26 protein-coding genes are annotated in these 26,827 nt (G+C 39.8%); 16 read left to right on the plus strand and 10 right to left on the minus strand.

Annotated features, from left to right (window positions below; translation table 11 throughout):
• Positions 1-26 precede the first annotated feature (26 nt).
• From KZZ04_RS14370 to mrcB, 3 genes are all read left to right on the plus strand, one after another.
• The gene (locus KZZ04_RS14370; RefSeq protein WP_004587162.1) at positions 27-365 is read left to right on the plus strand and encodes a P-II family nitrogen regulator; all 339 of its coding nucleotides are present in this window, start codon (positions 27-29) and stop codon (positions 363-365) included.
• 9 nt (positions 366-374) lie between these two features.
• Positions 375-1,604 carry an ammonium transporter gene (locus tag KZZ04_RS14375; protein ID WP_058404982.1) on the plus strand — a complete coding sequence of 410 codons (1,230 nt, stop codon included), beginning with the start codon at positions 375-377 and terminating at the stop codon, positions 1,602-1,604.
• 143 nt (positions 1,605-1,747) lie between these two features.
• Positions 1,748-4,090, plus strand: coding sequence for a penicillin-binding protein 1B (gene mrcB / locus KZZ04_RS14380; RefSeq protein ID WP_219423029.1), 2,343 nt, complete (start codon positions 1,748-1,750; stop codon positions 4,088-4,090).
• A gap of 56 nt (positions 4,091-4,146) precedes the next feature.
• On the opposite strand, the gene KZZ04_RS14385 is transcribed toward mrcB, so the two are convergent.
• The 5 genes from KZZ04_RS14385 to KZZ04_RS14405 all read right to left on the minus strand — a co-directional run bounded on the left by KZZ04_RS14385 (position 4,147) and on the right by KZZ04_RS14405 (position 10,749).
• Positions 4,147-5,988, minus strand: a complete 1,842-nt coding sequence (locus KZZ04_RS14385) for a methyl-accepting chemotaxis protein (protein ID WP_219423030.1) — start codon at positions 5,986-5,988, stop codon at positions 4,147-4,149.
• A gap of 180 nt (positions 5,989-6,168) precedes the next feature.
• On the minus strand, positions 6,169-7,449 hold the full coding sequence (gene hemL / locus KZZ04_RS14390; RefSeq protein WP_058404985.1) for a glutamate-1-semialdehyde 2,1-aminomutase: 1,281 nt from the start codon (positions 7,447-7,449) through the stop codon (positions 6,169-6,171).
• A 33-nt stretch (positions 7,450-7,482) separates the two neighbouring features.
• Complete coding sequence (locus KZZ04_RS14395; protein ID WP_006791507.1) at positions 7,483-8,499, minus strand: aspartate carbamoyltransferase; 1,017 nt, start codon at positions 8,497-8,499, stop codon at positions 7,483-7,485.
• 117 nt (positions 8,500-8,616) lie between these two features.
• Positions 8,617-9,051, minus strand: a complete 435-nt coding sequence (locus KZZ04_RS14400) for a CopD family protein (RefSeq protein WP_219423031.1) — start codon at positions 9,049-9,051, stop codon at positions 8,617-8,619.
• Positions 9,052-9,066: 15 nt separating this feature from the next.
• Positions 9,067-10,749 (minus strand): chloride channel protein, encoded by a 1,683-nt coding sequence (locus KZZ04_RS14405; RefSeq protein ID WP_058404987.1) that lies wholly within the window; start codon positions 10,747-10,749, stop codon positions 9,067-9,069.
• 323 nt (positions 10,750-11,072) lie between these two features.
• On the opposite strand from KZZ04_RS14405, the gene erpA reads away from it, so the two are divergent.
• Positions 11,073-11,411 carry an iron-sulfur cluster insertion protein ErpA gene (gene erpA, locus KZZ04_RS14410; protein ID WP_006791504.1) on the plus strand — a complete coding sequence of 113 codons (339 nt, stop codon included), beginning with the start codon at positions 11,073-11,075 and terminating at the stop codon, positions 11,409-11,411.
• Positions 11,412-11,457: 46 nt separating this feature from the next.
• Here the strand turns inward: erpA and KZZ04_RS21260 are convergent, their stop codons facing one another.
• Positions 11,458-11,646 (minus strand): hypothetical protein, encoded by a 189-nt coding sequence (locus KZZ04_RS21260; RefSeq protein WP_058404988.1) that lies wholly within the window; start codon positions 11,644-11,646, stop codon positions 11,458-11,460.
• 450 nt (positions 11,647-12,096) lie between these two features.
• Between KZZ04_RS21260 and KZZ04_RS14415 the strand changes: the two genes are divergently transcribed.
• Positions 12,097-12,336 (plus strand): helix-turn-helix domain-containing protein, encoded by a 240-nt coding sequence (locus KZZ04_RS14415; protein WP_006791502.1) that lies wholly within the window; start codon positions 12,097-12,099, stop codon positions 12,334-12,336.
• 73 nt (positions 12,337-12,409) lie between these two features.
• Here KZZ04_RS14415 and KZZ04_RS14420 read toward each other — a convergent pair whose 3' ends face one another.
• From KZZ04_RS14420 to KZZ04_RS14435, 4 genes are read right to left on the minus strand one after another with little or no spacing between them, the layout of a single operon-like run.
• Positions 12,410-13,789 (minus strand): MFS transporter, encoded by a 1,380-nt coding sequence (locus KZZ04_RS14420; RefSeq protein ID WP_219423032.1) that lies wholly within the window; start codon positions 13,787-13,789, stop codon positions 12,410-12,412.
• Between the two features lie 46 nt (positions 13,790-13,835).
• Positions 13,836-14,456, minus strand: coding sequence for a peptidylprolyl isomerase (locus KZZ04_RS14425; RefSeq protein ID WP_138527562.1), 621 nt, complete (start codon positions 14,454-14,456; stop codon positions 13,836-13,838).
• A gap of 2 nt (positions 14,457-14,458) precedes the next feature.
• On the minus strand, positions 14,459-15,019 hold the full coding sequence (locus tag KZZ04_RS14430; RefSeq protein ID WP_219423033.1) for a YajG family lipoprotein: 561 nt from the start codon (positions 15,017-15,019) through the stop codon (positions 14,459-14,461).
• Between the two features lie 2 nt (positions 15,020-15,021).
• The gene (locus KZZ04_RS14435) at positions 15,022-16,164 is read right to left on the minus strand and encodes a methyltransferase (RefSeq protein ID WP_219423034.1); all 1,143 of its coding nucleotides are present in this window, start codon (positions 16,162-16,164) and stop codon (positions 15,022-15,024) included.
• A 41-nt stretch (positions 16,165-16,205) separates the two neighbouring features.
• Between KZZ04_RS14435 and KZZ04_RS14440 the strand changes: the two genes are divergently transcribed.
• The 11 genes from KZZ04_RS14440 (at position 16,206) to nqrM (ending at position 26,253) form a co-directional block, all read left to right on the plus strand.
• A complete protein-coding gene (locus KZZ04_RS14440; protein ID WP_219423035.1) occupies positions 16,206-16,799 on the plus strand; it encodes an alpha-ketoglutarate-dependent dioxygenase AlkB in 594 nt (197 codons plus the stop codon).
• Between the two features lie 78 nt (positions 16,800-16,877).
• Positions 16,878-17,189: a BolA family transcriptional regulator gene (locus KZZ04_RS14445; RefSeq protein ID WP_058404993.1), complete on the plus strand. Its 312-nt coding sequence runs from the start codon at positions 16,878-16,880 to the stop codon at positions 17,187-17,189.
• 111 nt (positions 17,190-17,300) lie between these two features.
• Positions 17,301-18,494 (plus strand): enoyl-ACP reductase FabV, encoded by a 1,194-nt coding sequence (fabV, locus tag KZZ04_RS14450; RefSeq protein WP_219423036.1) that lies wholly within the window; start codon positions 17,301-17,303, stop codon positions 18,492-18,494.
• A 509-nt stretch (positions 18,495-19,003) separates the two neighbouring features.
• On the plus strand, positions 19,004-20,347 hold the full coding sequence (locus KZZ04_RS14455; RefSeq protein ID WP_219423037.1) for a Na(+)-translocating NADH-quinone reductase subunit A: 1,344 nt from the start codon (positions 19,004-19,006) through the stop codon (positions 20,345-20,347).
• 1 nt (position 20,348) lies between these two features.
• Entirely contained in the window at positions 20,349-21,563 is a 1,215-nt protein-coding gene (locus KZZ04_RS14460; RefSeq protein WP_006791493.1) for an NADH:ubiquinone reductase (Na(+)-transporting) subunit B, read from the plus strand.
• Entirely contained in the window at positions 21,556-22,305 is a 750-nt protein-coding gene (locus KZZ04_RS14465) for a Na(+)-translocating NADH-quinone reductase subunit C (protein ID WP_010556997.1), read from the plus strand. The genes KZZ04_RS14460 and KZZ04_RS14465 overlap by 8 nt, the downstream gene beginning before the upstream one ends.
• The gene (locus KZZ04_RS14470) at positions 22,305-22,937 is read left to right on the plus strand and encodes an NADH:ubiquinone reductase (Na(+)-transporting) subunit D (protein WP_006791491.1); all 633 of its coding nucleotides are present in this window, start codon (positions 22,305-22,307) and stop codon (positions 22,935-22,937) included. The genes KZZ04_RS14465 and KZZ04_RS14470 overlap by 1 nt, the downstream gene beginning before the upstream one ends.
• 10 nt (positions 22,938-22,947) lie before the next feature.
• Positions 22,948-23,556 carry an NADH:ubiquinone reductase (Na(+)-transporting) subunit E gene (nqrE, locus tag KZZ04_RS14475; protein ID WP_006791490.1) on the plus strand — a complete coding sequence of 203 codons (609 nt, stop codon included), beginning with the start codon at positions 22,948-22,950 and terminating at the stop codon, positions 23,554-23,556.
• A gap of 17 nt (positions 23,557-23,573) precedes the next feature.
• A complete protein-coding gene (gene nqrF, locus KZZ04_RS14480; RefSeq protein WP_058552184.1) occupies positions 23,574-24,797 on the plus strand; it encodes an NADH:ubiquinone reductase (Na(+)-transporting) subunit F in 1,224 nt (407 codons plus the stop codon).
• A 113-nt stretch (positions 24,798-24,910) separates the two neighbouring features.
• The gene (locus KZZ04_RS14485; protein ID WP_219423038.1) at positions 24,911-25,939 is read left to right on the plus strand and encodes an FAD:protein FMN transferase; all 1,029 of its coding nucleotides are present in this window, start codon (positions 24,911-24,913) and stop codon (positions 25,937-25,939) included.
• A gap of 101 nt (positions 25,940-26,040) precedes the next feature.
• Complete coding sequence (gene nqrM, locus KZZ04_RS14490; protein WP_058404997.1) at positions 26,041-26,253, plus strand: (Na+)-NQR maturation NqrM; 213 nt, start codon at positions 26,041-26,043, stop codon at positions 26,251-26,253.
• The last annotated feature ends 574 nt before the right edge of the window (positions 26,254-26,827 follow it).

The following is a 26,827-nucleotide window of genomic DNA, read 5'->3' on the forward strand; positions in this document are numbered from 1 at the left end:
ACAATAAAGAGTCCGAGGGGGCCGCTATGAAAATGATTAGTGCAATCATAAAACCATTTAAATTAGACGATGTGCGTGAAGCGCTCGCTGATTTAGGAATTGAGGGGATGACTGTAGTTGACGTTAAAGGTTTTGGACGTCAACGAGGTCATACAGAGTTATACCGTGGTGCAGAGTACCAAGTCGATTTTATTCCAAAGATCAAACTTGAAATTGCAACTCGTACAGAAAATTGCCAACGCGTAGTTGAAGCTATCACTAAAATTGCATCAACAGGCAAAATTGGTGACGGCAAAATTTTTGTGTACGACTTAGATCAAATTGTTCGTATCCGTACTGGCGAACTTGACGAAGAAGCAATTTAAGAGGGGCTTATGGAAAATACAATTGTAGAACTTAAATTTTCACTCGATACATTTTACTTTTTGATATCGGGTATATTGGTAATGTGGATGGCAGCAGGTTTTGCCATGTTAGAAGCAGGCTTAGTTCGCTCTAAAAACACCACTGAAATTTTAACTAAAAACATCGCGCTTTATTCAATCGCATGTACCATGTTTTTGTTAGTTGGCTACAACATCATGTATGTAGACAACGCTGAGGGCGGAATCATGCCATCACTGGGTGCGTTAATTGGTACGCAAGCTGCTGATGCCGATCACTCTTTAGAGTCTGACTTTTTCTTCCAAGTGGTTTTCGTTGCAACAGCTATGTCAATTGTATCGGGTGCGGTTGCTGAGCGAATGAAGCTATGGGCTTTCTTAGCATTTACTGTTGTTTTAACTGGCTTTATCTACCCAACGGAAGGTTACTGGACATGGGGCGGTGGTTTCTTGTCTGAAATGGGATTTGTTGATTTTGCAGGTTCTGCCATTGTTCATGGTGCAGGTGCAGCAGCAGCACTAGCAGGTGTTATTTTGTTAGGCGCTCGTAAAGGTAAATACGGTAAAAACGGTGAAGTTTACCCAATTCCAGGTTCTAACTTGCCACTTGCAACTTTAGGCACATTTATTTTGTGGATGGGCTGGTTTGGTTTTAACGGTGGTTCGCAGTTATTACTATCAGATAAAGAAAACGCAACGGCTGTAGGTCAAATCTTACTTAACACTAACGCGGCTGCGGCAATGGGTGCAATTGCAGCACTATTTGTATGTAAAGTATTATGGGGCAAAGCAGATTTAACAATGGTACTTAACGGTGCGTTAGCGGGCTTGGTTGTTATTACTGCAGACCCTCTTTCACCTTCTCCATTAATGGCTTGTTTACTTGGTTTATTAGGCGGTTCATTAGTTGTATTTAGCATTATAGCTTTAGACAAGATTAAGATTGATGATCCAGTAGGTGCTATTTCTGTACACGGTGTGTGTGGTGCATTAGGTATAATGCTAGTTCCGCTTTCAAACGGTGATGCGAGCATTGTTAACCAGTTAATCGGTTTAGTAACTATCTTGGCATTTGTTTTTGTAGCATCGTTCATTGTGTGGGCTATATTAAAATACACAATGGGTATACGTGTTACAGAAGAAGAAGAGCTAAACGGTATGGATCAACACGACTGTGGTGTAGAAGCTTACCCTGAGTTTGTATCTGTTCGTAATAACTAAATTTATATAGTGTGTTCATCAAAGCTCTACTTTAGGTAGAGCTTTTTTCGTTTCAGGGAAGGTTAATTTTTCAGGTGTTAGGGTTATGACCAATATGCTAAGCTCTCCTTTGTAAATAAACCGTTGGAACACATTACACTTACATGGCTGATAATAAAAAAACACCCAGTAGTAAAACCCCTTCTAAGCGTGCATCGAAAGCAAGCAGTTCGCCACGTAAAACTAAACCCAAATCAACAAAAAAAGCGGCAAAAACTGTGGTTAAACGCTCATTTATGAGAAAAACATGGTCAGTTTTTTGGAAGCTAAGCTTGGCGGTTTTTATTGCTATGGCCATGTACCTTATTTATTTAGACTCAAAAACAACACGTGTATTTGAGGGCAATAAATGGCAACTACCAGCACAAGTGTATGCGCGTGCAATGCAGTTTTATCCAGGGCAATTTTTATCAAGTCAAGAGGTGGAATTTGAACTTGAACGTCTAAATTACTCGTCGGTTAATCGACTTAGCCGCACCGGCCAATACGTTAAAACGGCCGATAGCATTAAAATTTATCGACGTGAGTTTGAGTTTTATGATGGGCTGGAGGAGTCTAGGATTGTTGAGCTGCGTTTTGCAGGACAAAAGGTAGCCTCTGTAAAAGATAAATTTGGTAGGCGCTTGAATAATGCTCGCTTAGAGCCTGTTCAAATAGCCCGCATTGGTAACGATTCTAAGCAAGATAGGGAATTTGTGCCCCTTGATAAGTTTCCTGCTATGTTAAAAGACACTTTGCTAGTGGTGGAAGACCGTAATTTTTATGAGCACCACGGTGTATCTGTTTTTTCTATTTTACGCGCTTTGTATACCAATATTAGAGCAGGGCGAACAGTACAAGGCGGTAGTACATTAACGCAGCAACTCGCTAAAAATATATATTTAACCCGTGAACGTTCGCTATTGCGAAAAATAAATGAGGCGTTTATAGCGCTTATTCTGGATTATCGTTACTCAAAAGACCAAATATTAGAGGCCTACTTAAACGAGGTTTATTTAGGGCAATCCTATAACCAAGGCGTGCATGGAATGGGCTTGGCGTCTGAGTTTTATTTTTCAAAACCCGTTGATGAGCTTGAATACGACCAAATAGCGCTGCTAGTGGCGATGGTAAAGGGCCCGTCTTATTACAATCCTCGCCGTTATAAAGAGCGCACTATGGAGCGTCGCGATTTAGTGCTTCGCCTTATGGTAGAAAACAAATTAATAAGTACAAAAGAATACCGAGCATCGCTTAAGCGCTCAATAGACATTGCGCCAATGAAAGAAAGTTTACAAAAATCATACCCAGGGTATTTAGAATTGGTGAACCGTGAATTAAATAAATTACTACCCGATCAGCAAACATTAGATGCTGGTGTTAGGGTTTTTACTTACTTTGATTTACAAAAACAAACAGCAATGGAAAATTCGGTTGAGAAAAGCTTACCGTATTTAGAGAGACGCCCTAAAACAGATAAACTTGAAGTGGCTATGATCTCTGTAAACTCAGATAAGGGTGGTGTATCGGCCCTTGTAGCAGGGCGCGACGTTCGATATTCAGGCTTTAATAGAGTGCTGGATACAAAGAGGAATATAGGATCTTTAGTTAAGCCCGCCGTTTATTTAACAGCGCTGCAATCACCAAATTATAATTTGGCCACATTACTTGATGATTCGCCGTTACAGGTAACCAATGAAGAAGGTAATGTATGGCAGCCTGAAAATTTTGATCGTCAATACCGTGGTGCGATACCGCTTTATCAAGCATTTAGTAATAGTATTAATATACCTGCTGTTAACTTAGGCTTAGATATAGGAGTGGATAAAGTTGCAAATACACTTAAATCACTCGGTGTGGATGATCAAATAGATGAATACCCATCTTTACTCTTAGGAGCTTTGGAGTTATCGAGTTTTGATGTAGCTCAGCTTTACACTACTATCGCAAATGACGGTGAGTATAAGAAGTTGACGTCTATTTCAGCACTAACCGACTCTGTAGGTAACGTACTATATCAACATCAGGTGAGTGCAGAGCCTCGTTTCGATAAAGCGTCTGTATACATGACTAAGTATGCAATGAAACGCGTAACAAAAGACGGCACAGCCAAGCGTTTAAATTTACACTTTCCGTCTATTCAATTAGCTGGCAAAACAGGCACCAGCAACGATTTGCGCGATAGCTGGTTTGCTGGATTTGATCAAAATACGGTAACTGTTGCATGGCTTGGCCGCGATGATAATAAAAGCACAGGTTTAACTGGCAGCGTAGGGGCGCTAGAGGCTTATATTCGTTATTTAAAACCACTTAACCCACAAGCTATTGCTGATACTCGCCCATCTTCAATTCGTTGGGCTTTTGTAAACGAACACACAGGTAAACAAGCTCCGCCAGGATGTGGCAAAGTGATCCAACTTCCATTAAGAGTGAGTGAGTTTGAGCCAAGGCCGCGCTGTATAAAATGACAACCCAAACAACACAGCCGGTATTTAGCGGCTGTGTTGTTTATAGATATTAATAACTAAGATTTAAAAAAGCGCACTGACGTTGTTAAGTCGTTCGATAAGCGTGAGAGCTCCTCTGCGTCTTGCAGCGTTGATTGTGCTGAGACGAGTGTATGGTCAGCCAAGTTATTTACTTCTTGCGAGTCATTTAGAGCCTGAGTTGTCGCATTGGCTTGTTGTTTAACTCGTTCAGCGATTACCTCGCCTTGATGCTTTATATCACCCATACTACTTTCCGCACTTTGCAGTACCGTATTTGTTTGGTTTGCGGCTTCAACAGATAACTCCATTTTTTCAACGCTTGAACGCATTTTCACTTGTGTATCGTCAGATGCTTTTTGCAAAGAGCTGATAATTTGGTGAATTTCTTGTGTTTGTGTTTGAGTACGTAACGCAAGTGTTCTTACCTCATCTGCGACTACCGCAAAACCTCGTCCGTGTTCACCGGCTCTGGCCGCTTCAATTGCTGCATTTAGCGCTAATAAGTTTGTTTGGTCGGCAATTTCACTGATCCCTTTACTGACTTTGCTTATTTCTTGGCTATCTTGGGCTAGTCGGTCGAGTGCTTGTTGGCTTTCGGTAAACTCCATTTTTAAGTCTTGCATATATTGAGCAAGCTCCATGGTATTACTCGACCCTTGTTTTACATGCTCTGCGGCATTTTGAGCGGTGAGGGTTGCTTGATGAGCCGATTCTTCAATTGCATGTGCAGTTTGCGCCATATCGCTTAATGCATGGCTAATTGCATTTACCCGCGTTTGCTGTTTTATTACGTCGTCGCTAGTTTGGCTACTGGCATGCGAAAGAGACTTAGTGGCATCGCAGAGTGCTTTTGTGCTGGTTTTAACATCTGAAAGTAAATGTGAAAAGGCACTAAGTAGGGCGTTGTACTGCTCAGCAATAACACTCATTTCGTCATTACCATGTAAGTTAAGAGTTGAATTTAGATCACCGTTAGCGGCCTTAGTGGCTGCTTTGGAGAATCGACTGATGGTATCAACGACTGCAAAATAAAATCCAACCATTAAATAAAGTGCAAATAATAAACTCATTATTGAGGCAACTAATACGGTGTTTCGGGTCCACTGCTGACCTTTTATTTTATTGCTAATTAACGACTCTAAAGTTGGGATACTTGTGTTGATTAAAGCCCTAATATTTTTTTGAACATTGTCAGTGAGTGCTGAAAATTCACGCTGAGTTAACTCTATGTCGTCGGGTACAAGTAGTTTTTTATCTATCGCGTTCTTAAATGCTGAGACTGATTTTTGTAGTTCATTTAAAGTGGGAGAAAGCACTTTATTTACCGATTTATCCGCTGACGTTGCAATAGCGAGTGTTTTCAAAAGTTGCTGCTCAAATTGGGGTAACGATTTACTTAGGTTTGAAAGTGCAATAAAGGTATCTGGGGTAAATTGGTTATTGTTCATTACTGTATTTGCGCTCGCGGCGGTTAGGTTTATTTGAGTGATAAAAGCAGGGACACGGGTTACCAACGCGCGATTTAAATAGGCACTGGCCAGTTGACTATCAAGCGCTAAATTAGATTGAATTGACACAAGCTCAAGAACATCTTCGGCTTTATTGTCATTTATTTTGAAGCCTAGTGCTCTTGCTATATTGATGTTTTTGTCCGTTTCACCCTTTATTTGGTTAGTGAGTATTGCCTGATAGCCTTTTAAGCCTTGTTGTTCCATTTTTGATACATGAATACTTTTGCTCAACAACGACACAAGAAAAAACATGCTCAGTGCAAGTGGGATCAAGAGAATACCAAATGTAATACTTATTTTTGCTTTGTATTTTAGGTTTGCCATTAATCGCGTTGCAGGCGCAGCAAACTGCCGTAATCCAGACATAAGATTCTCTTGTAATTAATAAAGTAGGGTGAAGACAACTAGACCTTGTTACGCTTAATTATCATTCAATTATGTTACTTTACAAATAAAAAAAAGCCCTTAGTGGGCTTTTTTCAATCTTTAGCTTGAACAACCAATTTTAAATATGAATAAATAAAATATTTTTGGCAGCGTTAACGATTAAAGTTTAGCAAAACAACGCTCAGCTGCGGCTATAGTATTTTGTACTTCCTGCTCTGTGTGTGCAGCACATACAAATCCAGCCTCAAATGCTGACGGTGCAAGGTATACACCTTCTTCAAGCATAAGATGGAAAAAGCGTTTAAAACGCTCTAGGTCACACTCAGTCGCTTGTTTGTAAGTGGTTACTTTTTCTGCGTCAGTAAAGAAAAAGCCATACATCCCGCCCGCGTAGTTTGTTGTAAGAGCGATACCCGCTTTTTTAGCGCCTGCTTCAAAGCCTTCGCATATGGCTTTTGAAATCGCTTCCAGTTTATCGTGTAAACCCGGTTCACTTAATAGCTCTAATGATTTTAAACCTGCAGCCATAGCAATTGGATTACCCGACAGTGTGCCTGCTTGATATACTGGGCCAACAGGCGCAATGTAATCCATAATCTCGGTTTTACCGCCAAATGCGCCGACCGGCATGCCGCCGCCAATAACTTTACCTAAACAGGTTAAGTCTGGCTTTATGTTGTAATATGCTTGCGCGCCACCTAATGCTACGCGAAAACCTGTCATTACTTCATCAAAAATAAGTACCGACTTGTATTCATCACATACTGCACGTAGACCTTCTAAAAAGCCTTCAACAGGTGGAATGCAGTTCATGTTACCCGCTACAGGTTCAACGATAATACAGGCAATTTCGTCTGCGTATTTTTCAAAAATTGCTTTTACTTCTTCAATATTATTAAATGATACCGTTAATGTATGTTTAGCAAAATCTTCAGGAATACCTGGTGAATTAGGCACGCCCATAGTTAGAGCCCCCGAGCCCGCTTTAACCAAAAGCGAATCGGCATGGCCGTGGTAACAGCCTTCAAATTTTAGGATTTTATCGCGGTTTGTAAATCCACGTGCTAGGCGAATTGCGCTCATTGTTGCTTCGGTACCAGAACTAACCATGCGCACTTTTTCAATTGACGGTACAAGTGCTTTTACTTTCTCAGCCATTAAAATTTCAGCTTCAGTTGGCGCGCCATAGCTTAGGCCGTTTTCAACTGCTTCATGAACCGCTTGTTTTATAGCAGGGTGATTGTGCCCCATGATCATTGGGCCCCACGAACCTACGTAATCAATATAACGATTACCATCGGCATCAAACGTGAATGCACCTTCTGCTTTTGTAATAAATAGTGGTGTGCCACCTACGCCATTAAAAGCGCGCACTGGTGAGTTTACGCCACCAGGAATAGAGGTTTGAGCGCGTTCAAATAAGTCTTGGCTAATTGTCATGAAAAATCCTATAAATTGTCACTTAAAAAAAGGTTAGCTGTCGCGTTTGCGGCTAAACCAAGGCACGTCTACTTCATATTGCTCAACTTTATTTTCTACGCCGAGCGTTAAAGCAAACAATGCCATACGAATTAATACGCCGTTTTGTACTTGGCGAAATATAGCTAAATTGTCGTTGCTGTTTAAGTCGTTATCAAGCTCGTTAGCTTCAGTTCGACTATCACGAGGAAGCGGATGCATAAGCACCGAATTAGGCTTACAGTGTGCGTTGTAAATTGACTGGCTAATTCTAAATCCGCCACGGTATTTGTTTGCTTCTTCTTGAGATGGAAAGCGTTCTTCTTGAATACGTGTTTGATACACAATATCAGCCGCTAAATTCCCTTCCATTTTGTTAACTAGTTCAATTTTATGGCCAGCGTTTTCTACTGCATCTAAAATACTGGTTGGCATTTGCAAGCCATCGGGTGCCACCATTGAAAATTTAACGTTTTTGTAATGACACAATAGTTTTGATAGTGAATGAACAGTACGGCCATATTTCAAATCGCCAACCAAAGCGATGTGCATGCCATCAATGTTTTGATCAAATCGATGTAACTCACGTTCAATCGTTAGTAGGTCGAGCAGTGCTTGAGTAGGGTGTTCATTTGGGCCGTCACCGCCATTGATAACAGGGACGGTACAGCCTTCGGCAAATTCACTAACCGAACCTGCGTCTGGATGGCGCATTGCCACTGCATCTGCATAAGCTGATATAACACGCGCTGTATCGTACAAAGACTCACCTTTAGCAAGGGCTGAACTTTGCATGCCGGTTGTTTCACGCACGCCTCCACCGAGCAGGTTAAACGCAGTACCAAAGCTAACGCGTGTACGTGTGCTAGGTTCAAAAAACAAATTAGCTAAAATAGCGCCTTCAAGTACCGTTGTTTGCTTTTGCTTTTTAGCGTAAGGCTCCATCTTTTTTGCTACTGCAAAAATACGTTCAATGCAGTCTCTGTCTAACTGATTAACAGACAGAATATGTTCACCTTGGAAACTTAACATGGGGTTATTCCTAATTTTTCAAAAGGGCGCGATAATCCATAAAATGGGGCACGCAATCGCGCATATTAGATTTTAAATAGTATGTAATTAATATGGTATTTGGTTGTACCAAAGCGCTTAAAGGCTCGGTTTAATTACTGCCAGTGCAACTATAATAAGCAGCGCGATAACAGGTAATTCATTAAAAATTCGGTAAAAACGATCTGTTTTAGTATTTCTGTCGTGTTTAAAGTCGGCTAATAATTTAAAACAGTACGCATGATACAAATATAAAATAATGACCAGTACAAGCTTGTAGTGCAGCCACATGCTGTATTTAAACCATTCACGACCATATTCAACAATTGTCAGTACACCAAAAAGGGTCGTTAAAATAGCAAATGGCGTTACAAAATAAAGGAGCCTGCGTTCCATTACTTTTAGCATAGAGTTACATGCACGCTCTTGGCTCATTGCGTGGTAAACAAATAATCGCGGTAAGTAAAAAATGCCTGCAAACCATGCAATCATAAAAAATATATGCAGCGTTTTATAAATCAGTAATGCGCTCATAGTAACCCTTATTATTTATAGTAAGCTGTTACGAATGGTCAAAATATGATGAATTTGATCCCAACGTAATAAGCCCATTATTTGTTGATTATCTAGTAGATTATGCACGTACAAAGCGCCACTTCGCTTGTCTTTTAGCATATCAAAGGCATCAGCTAACGTTGCTTGACTGCTTATACCTTGTAAATTTACATAGTTAAGATTTATTGCTTGGTCAGACATTAAGCTTAAATCGTATTCCGCGAGGCGATAACCGTTTTCTTCGTCAAACACAATGAGCGGTGTTTGGCTATCCATAGCGTCGAGCGTATTTTTTATTTGCTCTTTGTCGTTTGAAAAAAGCAATTTAAAGTTTTCATCCATATCATCCATTATCCCCACCTTTTGTAGTGCCTCAGTGGCGGGCGAAACATGATAGGGAAGGCCCTGAAAATCTAGTTGCTGCAAAAATATAGAGCGATTACCAAATACTTGTAATGCGGTTACATACGCCGTTGTTATAACAAGCATGGCCGGTACTATTATTTCAGGCGACGATGTAAGCTCCATCACTGTTGTTAACGCGGCAAGTGGAGCATGTAATGTCGCGGCCATTAATCCTGCCATGCCCAATACACCGTAGGTACCAGCGATATCAGTACCTGGGCTAATAAACTGGGCAAAAAATGCCATCATCGTTCCTACTAAAACGCCTAGACCAATAACGGGACCAATTAAACCACCCGGAATACCTAAACCTATCGCAAATAGCGTGGCTAGTAATTTTGCAATCAAGATAGTGGTAAGTAGCTGAACGTTATCAGGAGACTCCACCGCTATAGCGATTGCACTCATACCTGAGCCCATAGCTTGAGGAACGGCATAAGCAATCAAACTTGCAATACAACCTGCAATGAGTAAACGAGGGAACATGCTTAAAGGTTTAAAGGTTTTAATAATTAACATTAAGTTTTGATTAAAACTGTATGCTATCGCACCTAGTGCCATGCCGCATAAAATTAAATATGGATAGTGCCAGCCGCTCAAAGGAGCAATTGTTATGAGTGCAAGCTCTGACCCTTCGCCAAAGACGAACTGAGTAGCAAGCGCGCCTGTTACTGCAGCAAGCATAATAGGCACAAAAATATGAACTTTATATTCTCTTAACACCACTTCCATAACAAAAATAACGGCGGCAAGAGGTGTATTAAAGGATGCTGCAATACCCGCAGCAACACCACAGCCGCTTAATGTACGCATGGCATTGTGAGGCAGGTGGAGTTTATCGGCTAAAATACTGGCTCCAGTCGCTCCCATATGAACAGATGGACCTTCACGTCCAACCGAAAAGCCACTGATTAATGCCAGAGCACCCCCAACAAATTGGTTGAGCGTATTGTATAAAGGCATTTGCCCGTAGTGACGTTTAATGCGATGAATTACGAATGGGATACCTAACCGATAATGTTTGAAACCAGTAAAAGCTGCAAATGAAGCAATTAAAAATGCGGCAATTAAAGGCATTAAAACGCGTTCAAGTGTAGGTAAGGTTGTGAAGTCGTCTGGTGTTTCTAAAAATAAGCTTTGAAAAAAAAGAATTGTTAGGCGGAATAAAATAATAAAAAATGCAGCAATTAACCCAGCAACTACGCCTAATAGGCATAATTGTACAGATGTTTTAGGTTGTGCGAGTCGACGCCTGAGCTGCTCCAGCCACATGCATTATTTCCTCAGTGCATTTTTCAGCTGTATTTTAGCAAAAGCCAACCACTAAGTCCTTGTGATTTTATAAAATTATTAGCTTAAATTAACTATTTAGGGAAAATAGTAAAACTAAGGCTTTTTAGTTAAAATAATTACTCATTTAATATGCCACTCGTTGCATATTAAAGTGCTGTATTTTTTAGTACACATAACTGATATTCAGACATTTTTTTAATGTATTTATGGATATAACTTAGAGCAAAGCGTTAATTGACTATACTTGATTAAAACACTCGGGTATTGGATAATCACACCATTACGATATTGAGGGTTTTAAAATGTCAGAAGAATTACCAATTCAGTTTAGCGATGCCGCTGCTGTTCGTGTTAAACAATTAATCGACGAAGAAGAAAACCCGGAACTGAAACTGCGTGTTTACGTAACCGGTGGTGGGTGTTCTGGCTTTCAGTACGGTTTTACTTTTGATGAAAAAGCAAACCCAGGCGATTTAGAAATTGTTAAAAATGGCGTAACTTTAGTGGTTGACCCCATGAGCATTCAATATTTAGTTGATGGTGTGGTTGACTATACTGAGGGCTTAGAAGGCGCGCGCTTTTTTGTATCTAACCCGAACGCAACCACGACGTGTGGGTGTGGCGCAAGCTTCAGTGTGTAAATACAGAACAATATATTAAAAGCCGCATTAGCGGCTTTTTTAATGCCTATAAATTAGTGGGAGCGTACTCTGTTATTTGCATTATTAATACAAAAAAACCTAATACAAATGCCGACAGCGCTAAAATATATAGAAAGCCTTTCTTACCTTGCTTAATAGGAACCCCATTGTGACGCAAGAAAAAGTACCACCCTGCGCATAAAATAATAGGTAATAAAAAAAGAAGCCTGAACATTATGTAACCTTTTCTGCGTTGATTATTGTCTAATATTAAACATAAAACGTTAATATGAAATAAATTTGTTATAAAAATTGTGTGCTAATATTTTAAGAATATTAAATTTATTTTTAATGATTTTGATAACTTAGCTGAAATATTCAGTGTTTGTAAATGTTTGCCTAGGTTGATTTTGAGTTGAAAAGACAATTAACTATTTAACCAAAGTGTTAATAGTATATAATGTATCCAAGAATGAGACGGGCAAAATTTCATTCTAATAACAAAAAACTTTTACCACATTTTAAGCGTCATTTTTTAGCTATGTGGGTGGGAGTGAGTAGCAACCAGTGCTTTAAGAAGCGATAGATTGCTATTTAAAACATAAGTTACTGCTTACTTGCCTACAGCTATGATCATGACTGCTGCTTTTGTGGGGTTGTCTAATCGTCTAGTAGGAGATGTAAAATGATGGGGAAAACTGTTTCTTCAGAAGAGAACGCTAAGTTAACAACATGGCTTAAAAGTAAACGCCATGAAAAAGGCCACACAATGAGAAGCCTTGCACAAGTGCTTGGAACACCTCACTCATTTATCGGCAAAATTGAAAATCAAGAACGCCGTTTAGATGTGGTTGAGTTTGTTCGTTATTGTACTGCGCTTGAAGTTGACCCACATGAAGCACTAAGCCTGCTTAAAGTAGATTAATAGTGTATTGCTTAGTTCATTTAGGGCATATTAAATGTGCTAAGCAAAATATTAATGCATGGATGCATTAAGCCTAATAATTACTATGGTAGTTTTTCTCAAGCTCATACAGTTTATGTCTTATCGCATACAAAAACAGTAAAGAAGGGATCACCATTAAAGCGGTTAAAACAAAAAATAACGACCAATTTCCCATTAGCCAATCATCAATCACTACACCGCTGTAGCTCGAGAGTAATGTTCTACCCAAGTTCCCCAGCGATGCCAATAACGCATAATGTGTTGCGCTAAACGCTCTGTCACATAGCATAGATATAAATGCCACCATAGCAACTAAAGACCACGCCTGAGTAAAGCCATCAATTACGATAGCAAACGCATATAAACCTAAGTTAGGACCTACTAATGCAATAGCAGAGAATGCTAAATTAGAAGCTGCCATGGCTACACCACTAACAAACAACCCTTTTACAATGCCATACTTTTGGTTAAACAAGCTGCCTACAAAGGTAAAGGCAATGGTAAGTACTGCGGTGCCTACTTTTGAAAAGGTTGCAATATCACTGTTACTGAAGCCAATTTCTTTATAAAAGACAATCGACATTCGGCCTAAAAATGCCTCACCAATTTTAAATAAAAATATAAAAGCAAGTAACGCGAGTGCCGTTTTAACGCCGTTTTTTGCAAAAAAAGTTCTAAAAGGATCAATAACAGTGACAACCAACCAGGCAACTACTTTATTAATTGGGGTTTTATTAATAGTGGCAAGTTTTGCGATATATATACGTTCTAGTTCTTCGTGAACGGCTTCTCGGTTAGAGGCCGGCTCTTTGGCAAATAGAGCTCCACTCATGAGTAGCAGCATTACTGCGGCTAAAAAGTAATAAATTTGCGGCCAATCGAGCGAGGGAATATCCGCCATATAAAATGGAATTGCGCCTAGTAACGCGTATCCAGTCCACCACCCGGAGGTGGCCATTGCCGCTGCTGCTGTGGCTTTGTGGGATTCGTTCTCACTTAGTGTGTCTATTCTAAAGGCGTCTATTGCAATGTCTTGTGTTGCAGAGGCTACTGCTATTAGTAAGCAAATTGCAGCTACTAATGCTAAATTTTCTTTTAAATCAAGCCCTGCGAGTAATAATACACCAATAAATATAAAGCTTTGGCAAAAAAGAATCCAGCTACGGCGTTGGCCTAGCCACTTATATAAAACAGGCAGTTTTGTGCGGTCGATTAAGGGCGACCACAAAAAGTTGATGCTGTAAGCGCCAAAAACAATACCAAATAAGCCAATCATGCTTCGGCTCAGGCCTTCATCTTTTAGCCATGCCGACATTACAGAGCCAATCAATACCCACGGAAAACCACTGCTAATACCGAAAATAAACACATTAATTAAACGTTTATCTTTAAAATACGAAAAGTATTCGCTGAAAGAGAGAGTATTGCTCATAGGGCCTTCATTGGCGAGTGGGCGCAGCTTTACTGCACCTCATTAATTATAATGGTGTTGGTTCAATCATTTTAATATTTAAAATAACCACCGGTGTTTCTGGCACAAAGTCATAACCAATTTTTTCATTATAAACTGTTTTAACAGTCATAATTTTATCTAGGGTTTCGTATCCTTCCATTACAGTTCCAAATACCGCAAATCCCCAGTCTCTTCCTGGGTTTAAATGGTCATTGTTATCCATGTTAAAGAAAAACTGGCGAGTACCTGAATGCGGTTGTCTGTCTTGGTATGCCATGGCAATGCTGTACATATCATTCTTCAGGCCGTTCCCGCTTTCATTAAAAATAGGGTCGTTTTGATGTAAACCTTCCATGTCTTTGTCATATCCACCACCTTGAATAACAAAGTCGCGTTCGTTTTCTTCGTCGCGTTCCACGCGATGAAAAATACTACCCTGATAACTTTTATCTGAAACATAAGTTAAAAAGTTATTGACTGTAATAGGGGCCCGAGAACGGTCTAGCTCAACAATGATACTGCCTAGCGACGTTACTATTTCAACACGTGGAAACATATTGTCTTTTTGTACAAATCTGCCCTCTTGAGCTGCTAGGCTTGCGGCGCTCAAACACAGGGCTAAACAAAGTATAAAAAATCGTTTCATGGTTAACCTTCTAAAAACTGTATTAATTCAGGGTCAGACACAATGCGGGTTATCATTTGTTCAGTCAACTTATTGAGTTGACCTTCTATTTTTGCTCTGTCATGTCCAAGCGGGCCTTCTAGCGCTGCATTACCGCTATACTGTTTAGTAAAATTACTTGTAGCACGAACTACACGAACACTCAGTTCAATTTTAGCTTCACTTTTATGGCTCACTAAGGTCTCAGTAACCACTGCTTGTAAGGTATTTATATCTAGCTCAAATCGAGTAGTTGCTAAATTTGAAATGCTTGCACCATTGCGGCTAAGAGCACTGTCTAGAGCACTTTTAATTGACTCAGTAATACCTTGGCTAGCAAATGTTTTTGTTTTGTCTGATTCAACTAGAGTGAGGGTCGATGTATCGCCACGTACATCAATAACACTCGTGCTCAGGCTGCTATTTATAGTGCTTACTTGGCCATTTTGGTAAACTGGGTTAAGTATTACTTGGCTAGGTTGGTTTGCACAGCCTGCTAAAATAAAAAATGCAGCACAGCCAAATATACGGTTTATTATTGTCATTGTTACAACACCCCACTATTTTTAGTTGAACTTAAAACCACAAACTTTTTGTTTGAACCTAATAGCTTACAGTTACCAAACATACGGTTTAACTTGTCATGATAGTCAAGATGGCGATTACCAATAATACGTAGCTCTCCGCCTTCTTTTAATGTGTCCTTAGCTTGTTTAAACATTTGCCAAGCAATGTGATCGGTAACCGCTTGTGCTTGGTGAAAAGGGGGATTACATAGCACCATATCTACACTGTTTTTTTCAAAGCCGGTTAGGCAATCATTTTCGATAAATTCGCAATCATCAAATCGTTCTGCCATGTTTTGCTCTACGTTAAGTCGTGCAGACTCAACCGCCATGTATGACTCATCAACAAACGTTACTGAGGCTTTAGGGCAGCGTGCCAAGGTCATAACACCTACCACGCCATTACCACAACCCAAATCAACAATGTGCTTAGCTTTTGGTGTTTGCGGCAAGTAGTTAAAAAAGAAGCGAGCACCAATATCTAATGAATCACGTGAAAACACATTTGCATGGTTTGTAATAATAAACTCGGTGCCTTCAAGCTGCCACGAAACAGGATAATCAGCGGCTTTATAACCGCCTTTTGCACTGCTCAATATGAGACGTGACTTTTTCACAGCTAAGCTTGTTTTAGTTTCACCAATAAACTGTTCAAAAGCCTTAATTGTCGAGTTATGAATATCTTTAGTTTTACCTGCAGCAATAACGGGTGTGCCTGGTGCAAGAACTTCGCTTAACTCACTTAGTTGAAACTGTAAAAAGCCAACATTACGAGGTATTTTTATTAATACTAAATCAATACCCTCCGGTAACGCTGATAAGCTATCCAATTGCGTAAATTGAGTTGTAGATAGCTTGTTTTCTTGTAGGTTATACGCCGCCGCTTGATGGCTAATATAAGAGTCGTTAACTGAACAAACCGTTAATTGATTAAAACTACAGGCAAGGGCACCAAAGCTATCATTTAAAATAAGCAATGAGCGACAATCAGGATGATGTTCGTTAACATAATTGATAAGGTACTCATCGCCCGAATCCCACGCTTGTAAGCTGCGGTTTTTTTGATCCAAAGGGAAGCGTTCAAGAGTAAAAGTTTTATCGCCTAGCTGGGCTTGGGTCGTCATAGTGGTTTTGTATCAGTAAACTAATGTAGGTAAATTCTAACATGCAACGGCAAAACGCCAACCCCCAACAGTTACCAAATGGCTTTTCTTATCAAACAAAGGCGCTTAGCGCGCAAAAAAGCCTCGATTTATTTTACTATCTACAAAAAAACCTTAACTGGCAGCAGCCAGAAGTCACTGTTTACGCTAAAACAGGGCCGATCCCACGACTACAATGTTTTATTAGCGATCATGAAATTGAATACGGCTATTCAAATAGTAAGTTAATAACTGAACCTTGGCCAAGTATATTAATGGCAATGCGAAAACGATTAGAGGCACATTTAAACCAGCCTTTTAATTCGTTGTTAGTTAATTATTATCGTGATGGCAACGACACGATGGGGTGGCACAGTGATGATGAGATAGAGTTGGCTCAGCAACCCACAATTGTGTGCATATCACTTGGGGCAGAGCGAGTATTAAAGCTAAAAGATAAGGCCAGTAATAAAATAACGGATCTAAAATTACACAGTGGTAGTTGTTTGGTTATGAGTGGCAATAGTCAGCGAGATTTTCAGCATGCTATTTTAAAGCAAACAACCTTAGCCCATCCACGCATAAGTTTAACCTTTAGGTATATAAAACAAGGTTAGTTGCGTAATTTAGTTAGCCAACGGGCAGGGCGGCTTGCTATGATAAGTTCATAAATTAGCTATAAATAATGGTTTGATATGTCAATGCAGCAACAAATCCAAGAAAAAATCAGCAATGCTATAGCGTGTAAGCATTTAAACGTAATTAACGAAAGTCATATGCATAGCAAGGGTACTGACTCACATTTTAAAGTTATAGTGGTCAGCGAAGAGTTTTTAGGTAAGCGCCTTCTGCAACGTCATCGTCAAATTAATGAAATTTTAAAAGATGAACTTGCAAATGACATACATGCATTGGCTATTCATACTTACACTCCTGATGAATACGCTGAGCATGATAGTGAAGTACCTGCGTCGCCAAACTGTTTAGGTGGGTCTAAATTAGATTGATTAATTGAGGTTTGACAGCTATTTACCCCGGTATTTAACTGATCAGATCAGTGTTTTAAGTATTAGCCTTTAAACTAGCGTTAATTTTTTAGTAAAGATATAGGATCATCAATGGTCATTAAGCCAAAAATTCGTGGATTTATTTGTACAAACGCTCACCCAGTAGGTTGTAGTGAACATGTGCAAGAGCAAATTAACTATGTAAAACAACAAGGCGCATTAAAAAATGCGCCAAAAAATGTGTTAGTTATTGGTGCATCTACAGGCTACGGCTTGGCATCGCGTATTACGGCAGCATTTGGTGGCGGTGCTAAAACATTGGGTATCTTCTTTGAAAAAGAAGGCACCGAGCGCAAAACAGGATCGGCGGGTTGGTATAATACAGCTGCTTTTCAAAATGCAGCAGACGAAGCCGGTTTGTGGTCTAAAAATATCAACGGTGATGCGTTTTCAAACGAAATAAAACAAAAAACAATTGATACAATTAAAGCAGATTTAGGCAAGGTTGATCTGGTTATTTATAGCTTAGCGTCGCCTCGTCGTACCGATCCAAATACTGGTGAAGTTTACTCTTCAACGTTAAAGCCAATTGGCAATGCAGTTACAACAAAAAATCTAAATACGTCAAAGCGTGAAATTGACGAAATTACTGTAGAAGCTGCCACACAAGACGATATAGATAACACGATTAAAGTAATGGGTGGTGAAGATTGGGAAATGTGGATTGACGCTTTAAAAGAAGCCGACGTACTTGCTGATAACTTTAAAACGACTGCTTATACTTACATCGGTAAAGAGTTAACGTGGCCAATTTACGGGCACGCGACTATTGGCAAAGCAAAAGAAGACTTAGACCGCGCAACGGCTGCGATTAAAGAATCAACTAAAGCGTTAAACGGTCAAGCGTATGTTTCGTCACTTAATGCGGTTGTAACACAAGCAAGTTCTGCTATACCAATTATGCCATTGTATATTTCTGCTTTATTTAAAGTTATGAAAGCGGACGGAACATACGAGGGCACCATTGAGCAAATTCATGGTTTATTTACCGAAAACCTGTACGGTGAAGCGCCGCGTTTTGATGACGGCGGGCACTTATTCCAAAACTACAAAGAACTTGAAGATGATGTTCAAGCACGTATTCAAGCTGTATGGGATAAAGTAGATACCAGCACGATTGATGAACTGACAGATTACGCTGGTTACCATAATGAATTTTTACGCTTATTTGGTTTTGGCATTGAGTCAGTTGATTACGAGCAAGACGTAGAGCCAGTTCAAACAATTGCAAATATGATTGATTAGTCAATTAATTGAATAGTCAGGGCTTGTTGTCTTTCTTGGTAAAATGTTGAGTAACCAGTTTGGAATTTCGGTAATGCAGAGCTGATGTTTTGTGGTTATTGCCCATAAATAAGTATTATTGCTAAACAGGTACCGCCTTAAGATCCAGCAAGCTTTAATCCTATAAAGTCATCATACCCTAATTTAAAAGTCGCATCATGCGACTTTTTTCAATTAAAAAACCTCATTCTTTGCTTAAGCTACCACTTTGGTCTAACTTAAATTTTATTAAATCTAGCTAACAAAACCAAATAAGCGTTTCAGTCGTATAATTTTCATAAATACACTCGCATAGTCACCCACAATGGTGTTAAAATTAAGGCAATATGTGAAGAGTTTTTACCGCGCTGCCTGTTTAATAACCAAAGCGAGTTTTTCTTTTATACATTGAAATAACTTGGGGTAGCTTAAATGGCGACGTGGTTGGTACGATTTTTCAGTTTCTTTCCGTTAATGTAGTGCAAGTGCGTATGATCAACATAAAAAAAGGTCTGGATTTACCATTAGATGGCGCACCTCAGCAAGTTATTCACGACGGTTCACCCGTCAAAAGAGTAGCCGTGCTAGGTGAAGAGTTTATAGGTATGCGTCCAACCATGCATATTCGTATGGATGACCAAGTTAAAAAAGGCCAGGTACTTTTTGAAGATAAAAAGAACCCAGGCGTCCTATTTACCGCACCAGCTTCTGGTGTTGTAAAAGAAATAAATCGTGGTGCTAAACGTGTGCTGCAATCTGTTGTTATTGAAGTAAACGGCAGTGAGCAAATCACCTTTGACTCTTTCTCTGAGGCTGAGCTTACAAGCTTAGACCGTGAAAAAGCCAAAGAAGTACTAATTCAGTCAGGTCAATGGACAGCACTACGTGCTCGCCCATTCAGCAAAGTAGCGGCTGTGGATGCAAATCCTAGCTCTATATTTGTAACCGCTATAGACACTAACCCTCTTGCTGCAGATCCTGCAGTGATTATTGCTGAAAATGCGCAAGCGTTTGAAGCGGGTTTAGCTGTTGTATCGCGTTTGACCGACGGAAAAGTATTTGTTTGTAAGCAAGCTGGTAGCCAAATTCCTAGCTCATCTATTGCTCAAGTAGAAGTACATGAGTTTGGTGGTGTGCATCCGGCTGGCCTTGTAGGCACTCATATTCATAACCTTGACCCTGTATCTGCTAGCAAGCAAGTGTGGCATATCGGTTACCAAGACGTTATTGCGTATGGTCACCTTTTCCTTAGTGGTGAAATTTACACAGATCGTGTTGTTTCTCTTGCAGGTCCACGCGTTAAAAATCCACGTTTAGTGAAAACACAATTAGGTGCTTCATTAGATGATTTAGTGGCAGGTGAATTAGAAGACGGTGATAACCGTGTTATCTCTGGTTCTGTACTTGCCGGTGCTACGTCGTCTGGTGTTCATGCATTCTTAGGTCGTTACCATGTTCAAGTATCTGTTTTACTTGAAGGTCGCGAAAAGGAATTGTTTGGCTGGATTGCACCAGGTAGTGATAAATTCTCTGTAACGCGTACATTCTTGTCTCACCTTACACCGAGTCGTTTATTTAAAATGACAACGTCTACGGGTGGTTCAAAACGTGCCATGGTTCCACTTGGAAGTTATGAGCGTGTTATGCCACTAGATATTTTGCCAACACTATTATTACGTGACTTACTGTCTCGTGATTTAGACAGTGCAATTTCATTAGGTGCGCTTGAATTAGATGAAGAAGATTTAGCGTTATGCACCTTCGTTTGTCCTGGCAAATACGAGTACGGCGCAGCCCTACGCGATTGCTTAACTACGATCGAGAAGGAAGGCTAAAATGGGTTTAAAAACTTTCTTAGAAGATATCGAGCCGCATTTTGAACCAGGTGGAAAACACGAAAAATGGTACGCACTGTATGAAGCAGCAGCGACTATTTTTTACACACCGGGTTATGTAAATAAAGGCTCAACTCACGTTCGCGATAACATCGACCTAAAACGTATGATGATTTTAGTGTGGATGGCGACGTTCCCTGCCATGTTCTTTGGTATGTTCAATATTGGTCATCAAGCGGCTATGGCACTTGGTAATGGCTTTGAACTAGCTAACATTTGGCAAGTAGGTTTATTCCAGCTACTAGGCGGTGATTTAACTGCTGATGCCGGTTGGGGCGCAAAAATGTTCTACGGAGCCTGTTTCTTCCTACCTATCTATGCAACAACGTTTGTTGTTGGTGGTTTTTGGGAAGTGTTGTTTGCTTCAGTGCGTAAGCATGAAGTTAATGAAGGTTTCTTCGTAACATCAGTGCTGTTTGCACTAATTTTGCCTGCAACAATTCCTTTATGGCAAGTTGCACTAGGTATTACTTTCGGTGTTGTAATCGCAAAAGAAATATTTGGTGGTACTGGTCGTAACTTCTTAAACCCTGCACTTGCAGGTCGTGCATTTTTATTCTTCGCATACCCAGCGCAAATTTCAGGTGACACCGTATGGACAGCAGTAGATTCATTCTCTGGTGCAACTATGCTAGGTCAAGCATTTGCAGGTACGTTAGGTGGTGACTTAGGTTACGCTAACATGCAAATGTGGTGGAATGCGTTCTACGGCTTTATCCAAGGTTCTATGGGTGAAACGTCAACGCTTGCTGTGCTTATTGGTGGTTTGTTCTTAATCTACGTTCGTATAGCTTCGTGGCGTATTGTACTAGGTGTATTCCTAGGTATGGTGATCACATCATCAATACTAAATACAATTGGCTCAGAAACTAACGCAATGTTTGCTATGCCTTGGTACTGGCACATGGTGCTAGGTGGTTTTGCATTTGGTATGTTCTTTATGGCTACAGACCCTGTATCTGCTGCATTTACTGATAAAGGTAAATTGGCATACGGCGCGCTTATTGGCTTTATGGTTATCATGATCCGTGTTGTTAACCCTGCATACCCTGAAGGCATCATGCTGGCAATCTTGTTTGCTAACTTGTTTGCACCATTATTCGATCACTTTGTAGTGCAAGCTAATATCAAGCGGAGGTTGGCACGTAATGTCTAGTAATAACGAATCAATTGGCAAAACGCTAGCTGTTGTTGTCTCATTATGTTTGGTGTGTGCAGTCATTGTATCGCTAACATCTGTACAACTTCGTCCTTTGCAAAAAGCAAATAAGGCAAAAGATATTCAAAGCAATATTTTAGCTGCTGCAGGCATTAGCAAAGTTGATAACGTTGCTGAAACGTTTGAAGCTAAAATCGAAACACGCTTTATAGATATGCAAAGCGGTGATTTTGCAGACCCTGTAGAAGACTTTGACTTTGAAAAAAGTAAATATGATGCAGAGCTAAGCAAATCTTTAAAAGAGAATGGTATTAAGGACATCGCTGGTATTCAACGTATTACCAAACGTGCGCCTGTTTATATCTCTAAAAAAGACGATGGCTCTACTGATGCAATTATCCTTCCTATCCAGGGTTATGGTTTATGGGGTTTGATGTACGGTTTTATCTCGCTTGAAAGCGATGGCGAAACAATTAAGGACATCATCTTCTACAAGCATAATGAAACACCTGGTTTAGGTGGTGAAATTCAAAACCCACAGTGGACTGCAACGTGGGAAGGTAAAGAGTTACCAATCCAGATCGTTAAAGGAACTGCGGGCGGTGATGAGCATAAAATCGATGGTCTTTCAGGTGCTACATTAACATCTAACGGTGTTGATCACGCGGTTGATTTTTGGACCGGCGAAAACGGCTTTGGCCCTTTCCTTGCTAAAGTACGTAATGGAGCATTGAAATAATGGCTGATACTAAAGAAATGAAGGCGGTCCTGTTTGGGCCAGTTTTCGCTAACAACCCAATTGCACTTCAAGTACTCGGTATTTGTTCTGCGCTGGCTGTAACGTCTAGTTTAAAAAATGCATTAATCATGTCAATAGCTTTGACATTGGTAACCGCGTTTTCAAGCCTTTTTATCTCGACTATTCGTAACCACATCCCATCGTCAGTACGTATTATCGTACAAATGACAATTATTGCGTCATTAGTAATCGTAGTTGACCAAGTACTGCAGGCTTTCTCTTACGCTACGGCAAAAGAGCTGTCTGTATTTGTTGGTCTAATTATTACTAACTGTATCGTGATGGGTCGTGCTGAAGCTTATGCGATGAAGTCGCCACCATTAATGTCTTTCCTTGATGGTATTGGTAACGGATTAGGTTACTCTGTAGTACTTCTTACTGTTGGTTTCATTCGTGAGCTATTTGGTAAGGGTTCACTATTCGGTGTTGATATTATTCCATTAGTACAAAATGGTGGTTGGTACCAACCTATGGGTCTATTGATCTTACCACCGAGTGCATTCTTCATCATTGGTTTATTCATTTGGGTACTTCGTACTTATAAGAAAGACCAAGTAGAAGCTAAAGCGTAAGGGGCGATAAGTGGAACATTATATTAGTTTATTTGTAAAAGCCGTTTTTATTGAAAACTTAGCTTTAGCGTTCTTCCTAGGTATGTGTACTTTCTTAGCCGTGTCTAAAAAAGTAACTACATCAATTGGCCTAGGTGTAGCGGTTATTGTTGTTTTAGGTATTTCTGTACCAGTTAACAACTTGGTTTACCATGCGGTATTAGCACCAGGTTCACTTGAGTGGCTTGGTTACCCAGAAGCAGATCTTAGCTTTTTACGTTTCTTAACTTTCATTGGTGTTATTGCAGCACTAGTGCAAATTCTTGAAATGGCATTAGATAAGTTCTTCCCGCCACTATACAACGCATTAGGTATTTTCTTACCATTGATCACAGTTAACTGTGCAATCTTTGGTGCGGTAGCTTTTATGGTTGAGCGTAACTATAACTTCGGCGAGTCTGTTGTATATGGTATTGGCGCTGGTGTGGGCTGGGCGCTTGCAATTACATTACTTGCAGGTATCCGTGAGAAAATGAAGTATTCAGACGTACCAGATGGTTTACGTGGTTTAGGTATTACCTTTATCACTGTTGGCTTGATGGGTCTTGGCTTTATGTCATTCTCTGGTATTTCACTGTAATAATAGCGAGGTCAATCATGGATATTTTCTTAGGCGTTGGTGTTTTTATCGCTATCGTTGTAATACTAGTTCTAATCATCATTGGTGCTAAGTCTAAACTAGTTGCAAGCGGTGATATCATCATCGGTATTAATGGCGATGCAGACAAAGCCATTAAAACATCAGCAGGTAGTAAGCTATTAGGTGCACTATCTGAGTCGGGTATTTTCGTATCTTCTGCTTGTGGTGGCGGTGGCTCTTGTGGCCAGTGTCGTGTTCACATAAAAGAAGGTGGCGGCGATATTCTACCAACTGAACTTGATCACATTTCTAAAGGTGAAGCCCGCGAAGGTTGTCGTTTAGCGTGTCAGGTAAATGTTAAAAATGACATGGAAATTGAACTTGAAGAGTCAATTTTCGGTGTTAAAAAATGGGATTGTGAAGTTATCTCTAACGATAACAAAGCAACGTTCATTAAAGAACTGAAGCTACAAATTCCAGATGGCGAATCAGTGCCTTTCCGTGCGGGTGGTTACATCCAAATAGAAGCACCAGCTCACCATGTTAAATACGCAGATTTCGATGTTCCTGAAGAGTATCGTGGCGACTGGAATCATTTTGGTTTCTTTGACCTGGAGTCAAAAGTAGACGAAGAAACAATTCGTGCTTACTCAATGGCTAACTACCCAGAAGAAGAAGGCATCATCATGCTTAACGTGCGTATTGCTACGCCGCCGCCAAGAAACCTAAGCCTACCTTGTGGTAAAATGTCATCGTACATTTGGTCACTTAAAGAAGGTGATAAAGTTACTATTTCAGGTCCATTTGGTGAGTTCTTCGCTAAAGAAACTGACGCTGAAATGGTGTTTGTAGGTGGTGGTGCAGGTATGGCACCAATGCGTTCACATATCTTTGATCAACTTAAACGTTTAAATTCTAAGCGTAAGATGAGTTTTTGGTATGGTGCGCGTTCTAAGCGTGAAATGTTCTACGTTGAAGATTTTGACGGCCTAGCTGCTGAAAACGATAACTTCGTTTGGCACACAGCGCTTTCAGATCCACAACCTGAAGATAACTGGGAAGGCTATACTGGCTTTATCCATAACGTGTTATTTGAGAACTATCTTAAAGAGCACGAAGCGCCGGAAGATTGTGAGTTCTACATGTGTGGTCCTCCAATGATGAACGCGGCAGTTATCAATATGCTTAAAGATTTAGGTGTTGAAGACGAAAATATCTTATTAGATGATTTCGGTGGCTAACACGCATATCAAAACAGATTAGTTTTGGTTAAAATATCAGCCTCGTAGCACTGTGTGTTACGAGGCTTTTTTATTATTATTTATTAATTTTTAACCTATTAAGTAGGGTTGTTATGAACAAAGTAAATACTCCCCAGGGCATAATCGCCTTATTTATTATTACGCTGACTTTACTGTTATCTGGATGCGCAGAATCGGTTCCAAAGGAAACCTATTTAGAAGGTAAAACCATGGGGACTACCTATCATATTAAATACTATGACGAGCAAGAGGAAATATCTGCTCTTCAAATACAAGAACAAATAGATGCTGTATTAGTCAACGTAAACCAGTCTATGTCTACATACATTAAAGACTCGGAGATAAATACATTTAATCGCTTGCCAGCAAATCAATTTATGCCAATAAGTGAAGACTTCAGGGCTGTTATAAGCGAATCAATTCGGATCGGTGAATCTACCAATACACTTGATGTAACAATGGGACCATTAATTGATTTATGGGGATTTGGCCCTGATAAAAAGCCGACCAACCGACCAACCGATAGTGAGCTTCAGGCAATGATTGCAAACATTGGTGTAGATAAGCTTGTTTTAAATGAACAAGGCTTAGCAAAAACAGTTGATGGGCTTGAATTATCATTTTCTGCAACAGCAAAAGGATACGGCATAGATAAAGTTGCGCAATTATTAGAAAGACGCGGTATTACTAACTACATGGTTGAAATTGGTGGTGAGCTTCGTATATCTGGTGAAAAGCCGAATGGTCAAGGATGGGTAATAGCAATAGAGCAACCTGATGCAGAGCCTGGTAAGCGTGAAGTGCACCGTATTTTGTTACCTGGCACAATGGGAATTGCAACCTCTGGTGATTACCGCATCTTTTATATTATGGATGGCGAAACTTACACGCACTTGATTGATCCGCTTACGGGAATGCCAATGAAGCACGACCTAGTTTCTGTAACGGTATTACACCCAAGTGCAATGACCGCAGATGGCTTAGCAACTGCATTAACCGTTATGGGGATGGAAAAAGCGCAAGCTTATGCACAAGATAATAATTTGGCTGTGTATTTGATTGCTAAATCGCCTGATGGCTTAGTTACGTATTCAAGTCCTGCATTTGAACCCTACTTGTAAGTGTTTAAAGCTGGTTTATTTCCATAGAGGTTGGGTATATAATATCAACTGCTCAAAAATAGTTTGAGCTTAATTTATTGCTGATCAATAGGGGCTAAGCAATGTCACTTTTTTTTCTTACTTTTGGCTTACTAATTTTAATTGTTACAGCAATGGCTGTAGGTATGATCGTGCAAAAAAAATCAATGGCGAGTAGCTGTGGTGGATTAGGTTCGGTGGGTATAGACAAAGCCTGTGATTGCGATGATCCTTGTGACAAGCGTAAAAAGCGCTTAGCTAAAGAGCAAGCTTGGAAAGAAAACCAAATAATTTAAATATTTTTTTAGAACAAAAAGCGCTTTTATAGCGCTTTTTTTGTGCCTGTTTTTCAGAGGCTAATACAAGTTCAATTTGAAAAGTTCATTTTATTTAATAAGAAACAGACTGGCTTATTTATAAATTACAGTTATAAAACAATAACTTACTTAGATTTATGCTAAAGCGTTGAGTTGTTCTATGCCTAATAACATAAAGATTTATCTAGTACCTTATAAGTAGATATTTAGTAACTTAAAAGCATGGCTATTAGACTAAGGTCTATAGTTTAGTTTTTTTCATCTATCAGGTTTATTTTTATCGCTTGTGAAATTTGAGTAATAACTCTAAAGTTAACGCACAAACACAGTTAAGGGCTTAATTAGTAGCTCTAGTGTAGTAAAAGCGTGTTTATAGGCAATGGCCAGAATTCGTTAGTGTATTACTAACAAAAAGAATCTTTATATTGTGTGTGAAGATGTTGTCAGTGTGAAAGGCAACTCAAGTTCGGTGGTGACTTAACTTGGGTTGTTTTTATTTCCCTACAATTGCCACGCAGTGTAAAACCAAAATCTTTATATTGTGTGTGAAGAT

The sequence above is a fragment of the Pseudoalteromonas sp. CR1 genome, from assembly GCF_019392235.1.
GTDB lineage: Bacteria > Pseudomonadota > Gammaproteobacteria > Enterobacterales > Alteromonadaceae > Pseudoalteromonas.

Excerpts from the sequence above, each read along its gene's own strand:
- KZZ04_RS14370 (WP_004587162.1), top strand. The coding sequence starts at position 27 with ATGAAAATGATTAGTGCAATCATAAAACCATTTAAATTAGACGATGTG.
- KZZ04_RS14375 (WP_058404982.1), top strand. The coding sequence starts at position 375 with ATGGAAAATACAATTGTAGAACTTAAATTTTCACTCGATACATTTTAC.
- mrcB (WP_219423029.1), top strand. The coding sequence starts at position 1,748 with ATGGCTGATAATAAAAAAACACCCAGTAGTAAAACCCCTTCTAAGCGT.
- KZZ04_RS14385 (WP_219423030.1), bottom strand. The coding sequence starts at position 5,988 with ATGTCTGGATTACGGCAGTTTGCTGCGCCTGCAACGCGATTAATGGCA.
- hemL (WP_058404985.1), bottom strand. The coding sequence starts at position 7,449 with ATGACAATTAGCCAAGACTTATTTGAACGCGCTCAAACCTCTATTCCT.
- KZZ04_RS14395 (WP_006791507.1), bottom strand. The coding sequence starts at position 8,499 with ATGTTAAGTTTCCAAGGTGAACATATTCTGTCTGTTAATCAGTTAGAC.
- KZZ04_RS14400 (WP_219423031.1), bottom strand. The coding sequence starts at position 9,051 with ATGAGCGCATTACTGATTTATAAAACGCTGCATATATTTTTTATGATT.
- KZZ04_RS14405 (WP_058404987.1), bottom strand. The coding sequence starts at position 10,749 with ATGTGGCTGGAGCAGCTCAGGCGTCGACTCGCACAACCTAAAACATCT.
- erpA (WP_006791504.1), top strand. The coding sequence starts at position 11,073 with ATGTCAGAAGAATTACCAATTCAGTTTAGCGATGCCGCTGCTGTTCGT.
- KZZ04_RS21260 (WP_058404988.1), bottom strand. The coding sequence starts at position 11,646 with ATGTTCAGGCTTCTTTTTTTATTACCTATTATTTTATGCGCAGGGTGG.
- KZZ04_RS14415 (WP_006791502.1), top strand. The coding sequence starts at position 12,097 with ATGATGGGGAAAACTGTTTCTTCAGAAGAGAACGCTAAGTTAACAACA.
- KZZ04_RS14420 (WP_219423032.1), bottom strand. The coding sequence starts at position 13,789 with ATGAGCAATACTCTCTCTTTCAGCGAATACTTTTCGTATTTTAAAGAT.
- KZZ04_RS14425 (WP_138527562.1), bottom strand. The coding sequence starts at position 14,456 with ATGAAACGATTTTTTATACTTTGTTTAGCCCTGTGTTTGAGCGCCGCA.
- KZZ04_RS14430 (WP_219423033.1), bottom strand. The coding sequence starts at position 15,019 with ATGACAATAATAAACCGTATATTTGGCTGTGCTGCATTTTTTATTTTA.
- KZZ04_RS14435 (WP_219423034.1), bottom strand. The coding sequence starts at position 16,164 with ATGACGACCCAAGCCCAGCTAGGCGATAAAACTTTTACTCTTGAACGC.
- KZZ04_RS14440 (WP_219423035.1), top strand. The coding sequence starts at position 16,206 with ATGCAACGGCAAAACGCCAACCCCCAACAGTTACCAAATGGCTTTTCT.
- KZZ04_RS14445 (WP_058404993.1), top strand. The coding sequence starts at position 16,878 with ATGTCAATGCAGCAACAAATCCAAGAAAAAATCAGCAATGCTATAGCG.
- fabV (WP_219423036.1), top strand. The coding sequence starts at position 17,301 with ATGGTCATTAAGCCAAAAATTCGTGGATTTATTTGTACAAACGCTCAC.
- KZZ04_RS14455 (WP_219423037.1), top strand. The coding sequence starts at position 19,004 with ATGATCAACATAAAAAAAGGTCTGGATTTACCATTAGATGGCGCACCT.
- KZZ04_RS14460 (WP_006791493.1), top strand. The coding sequence starts at position 20,349 with ATGGGTTTAAAAACTTTCTTAGAAGATATCGAGCCGCATTTTGAACCA.
- KZZ04_RS14465 (WP_010556997.1), top strand. The coding sequence starts at position 21,556 with ATGTCTAGTAATAACGAATCAATTGGCAAAACGCTAGCTGTTGTTGTC.
- KZZ04_RS14470 (WP_006791491.1), top strand. The coding sequence starts at position 22,305 with ATGGCTGATACTAAAGAAATGAAGGCGGTCCTGTTTGGGCCAGTTTTC.
- nqrF (WP_058552184.1), top strand. The coding sequence starts at position 23,574 with ATGGATATTTTCTTAGGCGTTGGTGTTTTTATCGCTATCGTTGTAATA.
- KZZ04_RS14485 (WP_219423038.1), top strand. The coding sequence starts at position 24,911 with ATGAACAAAGTAAATACTCCCCAGGGCATAATCGCCTTATTTATTATT.
- nqrM (WP_058404997.1), top strand. The coding sequence starts at position 26,041 with ATGTCACTTTTTTTTCTTACTTTTGGCTTACTAATTTTAATTGTTACA.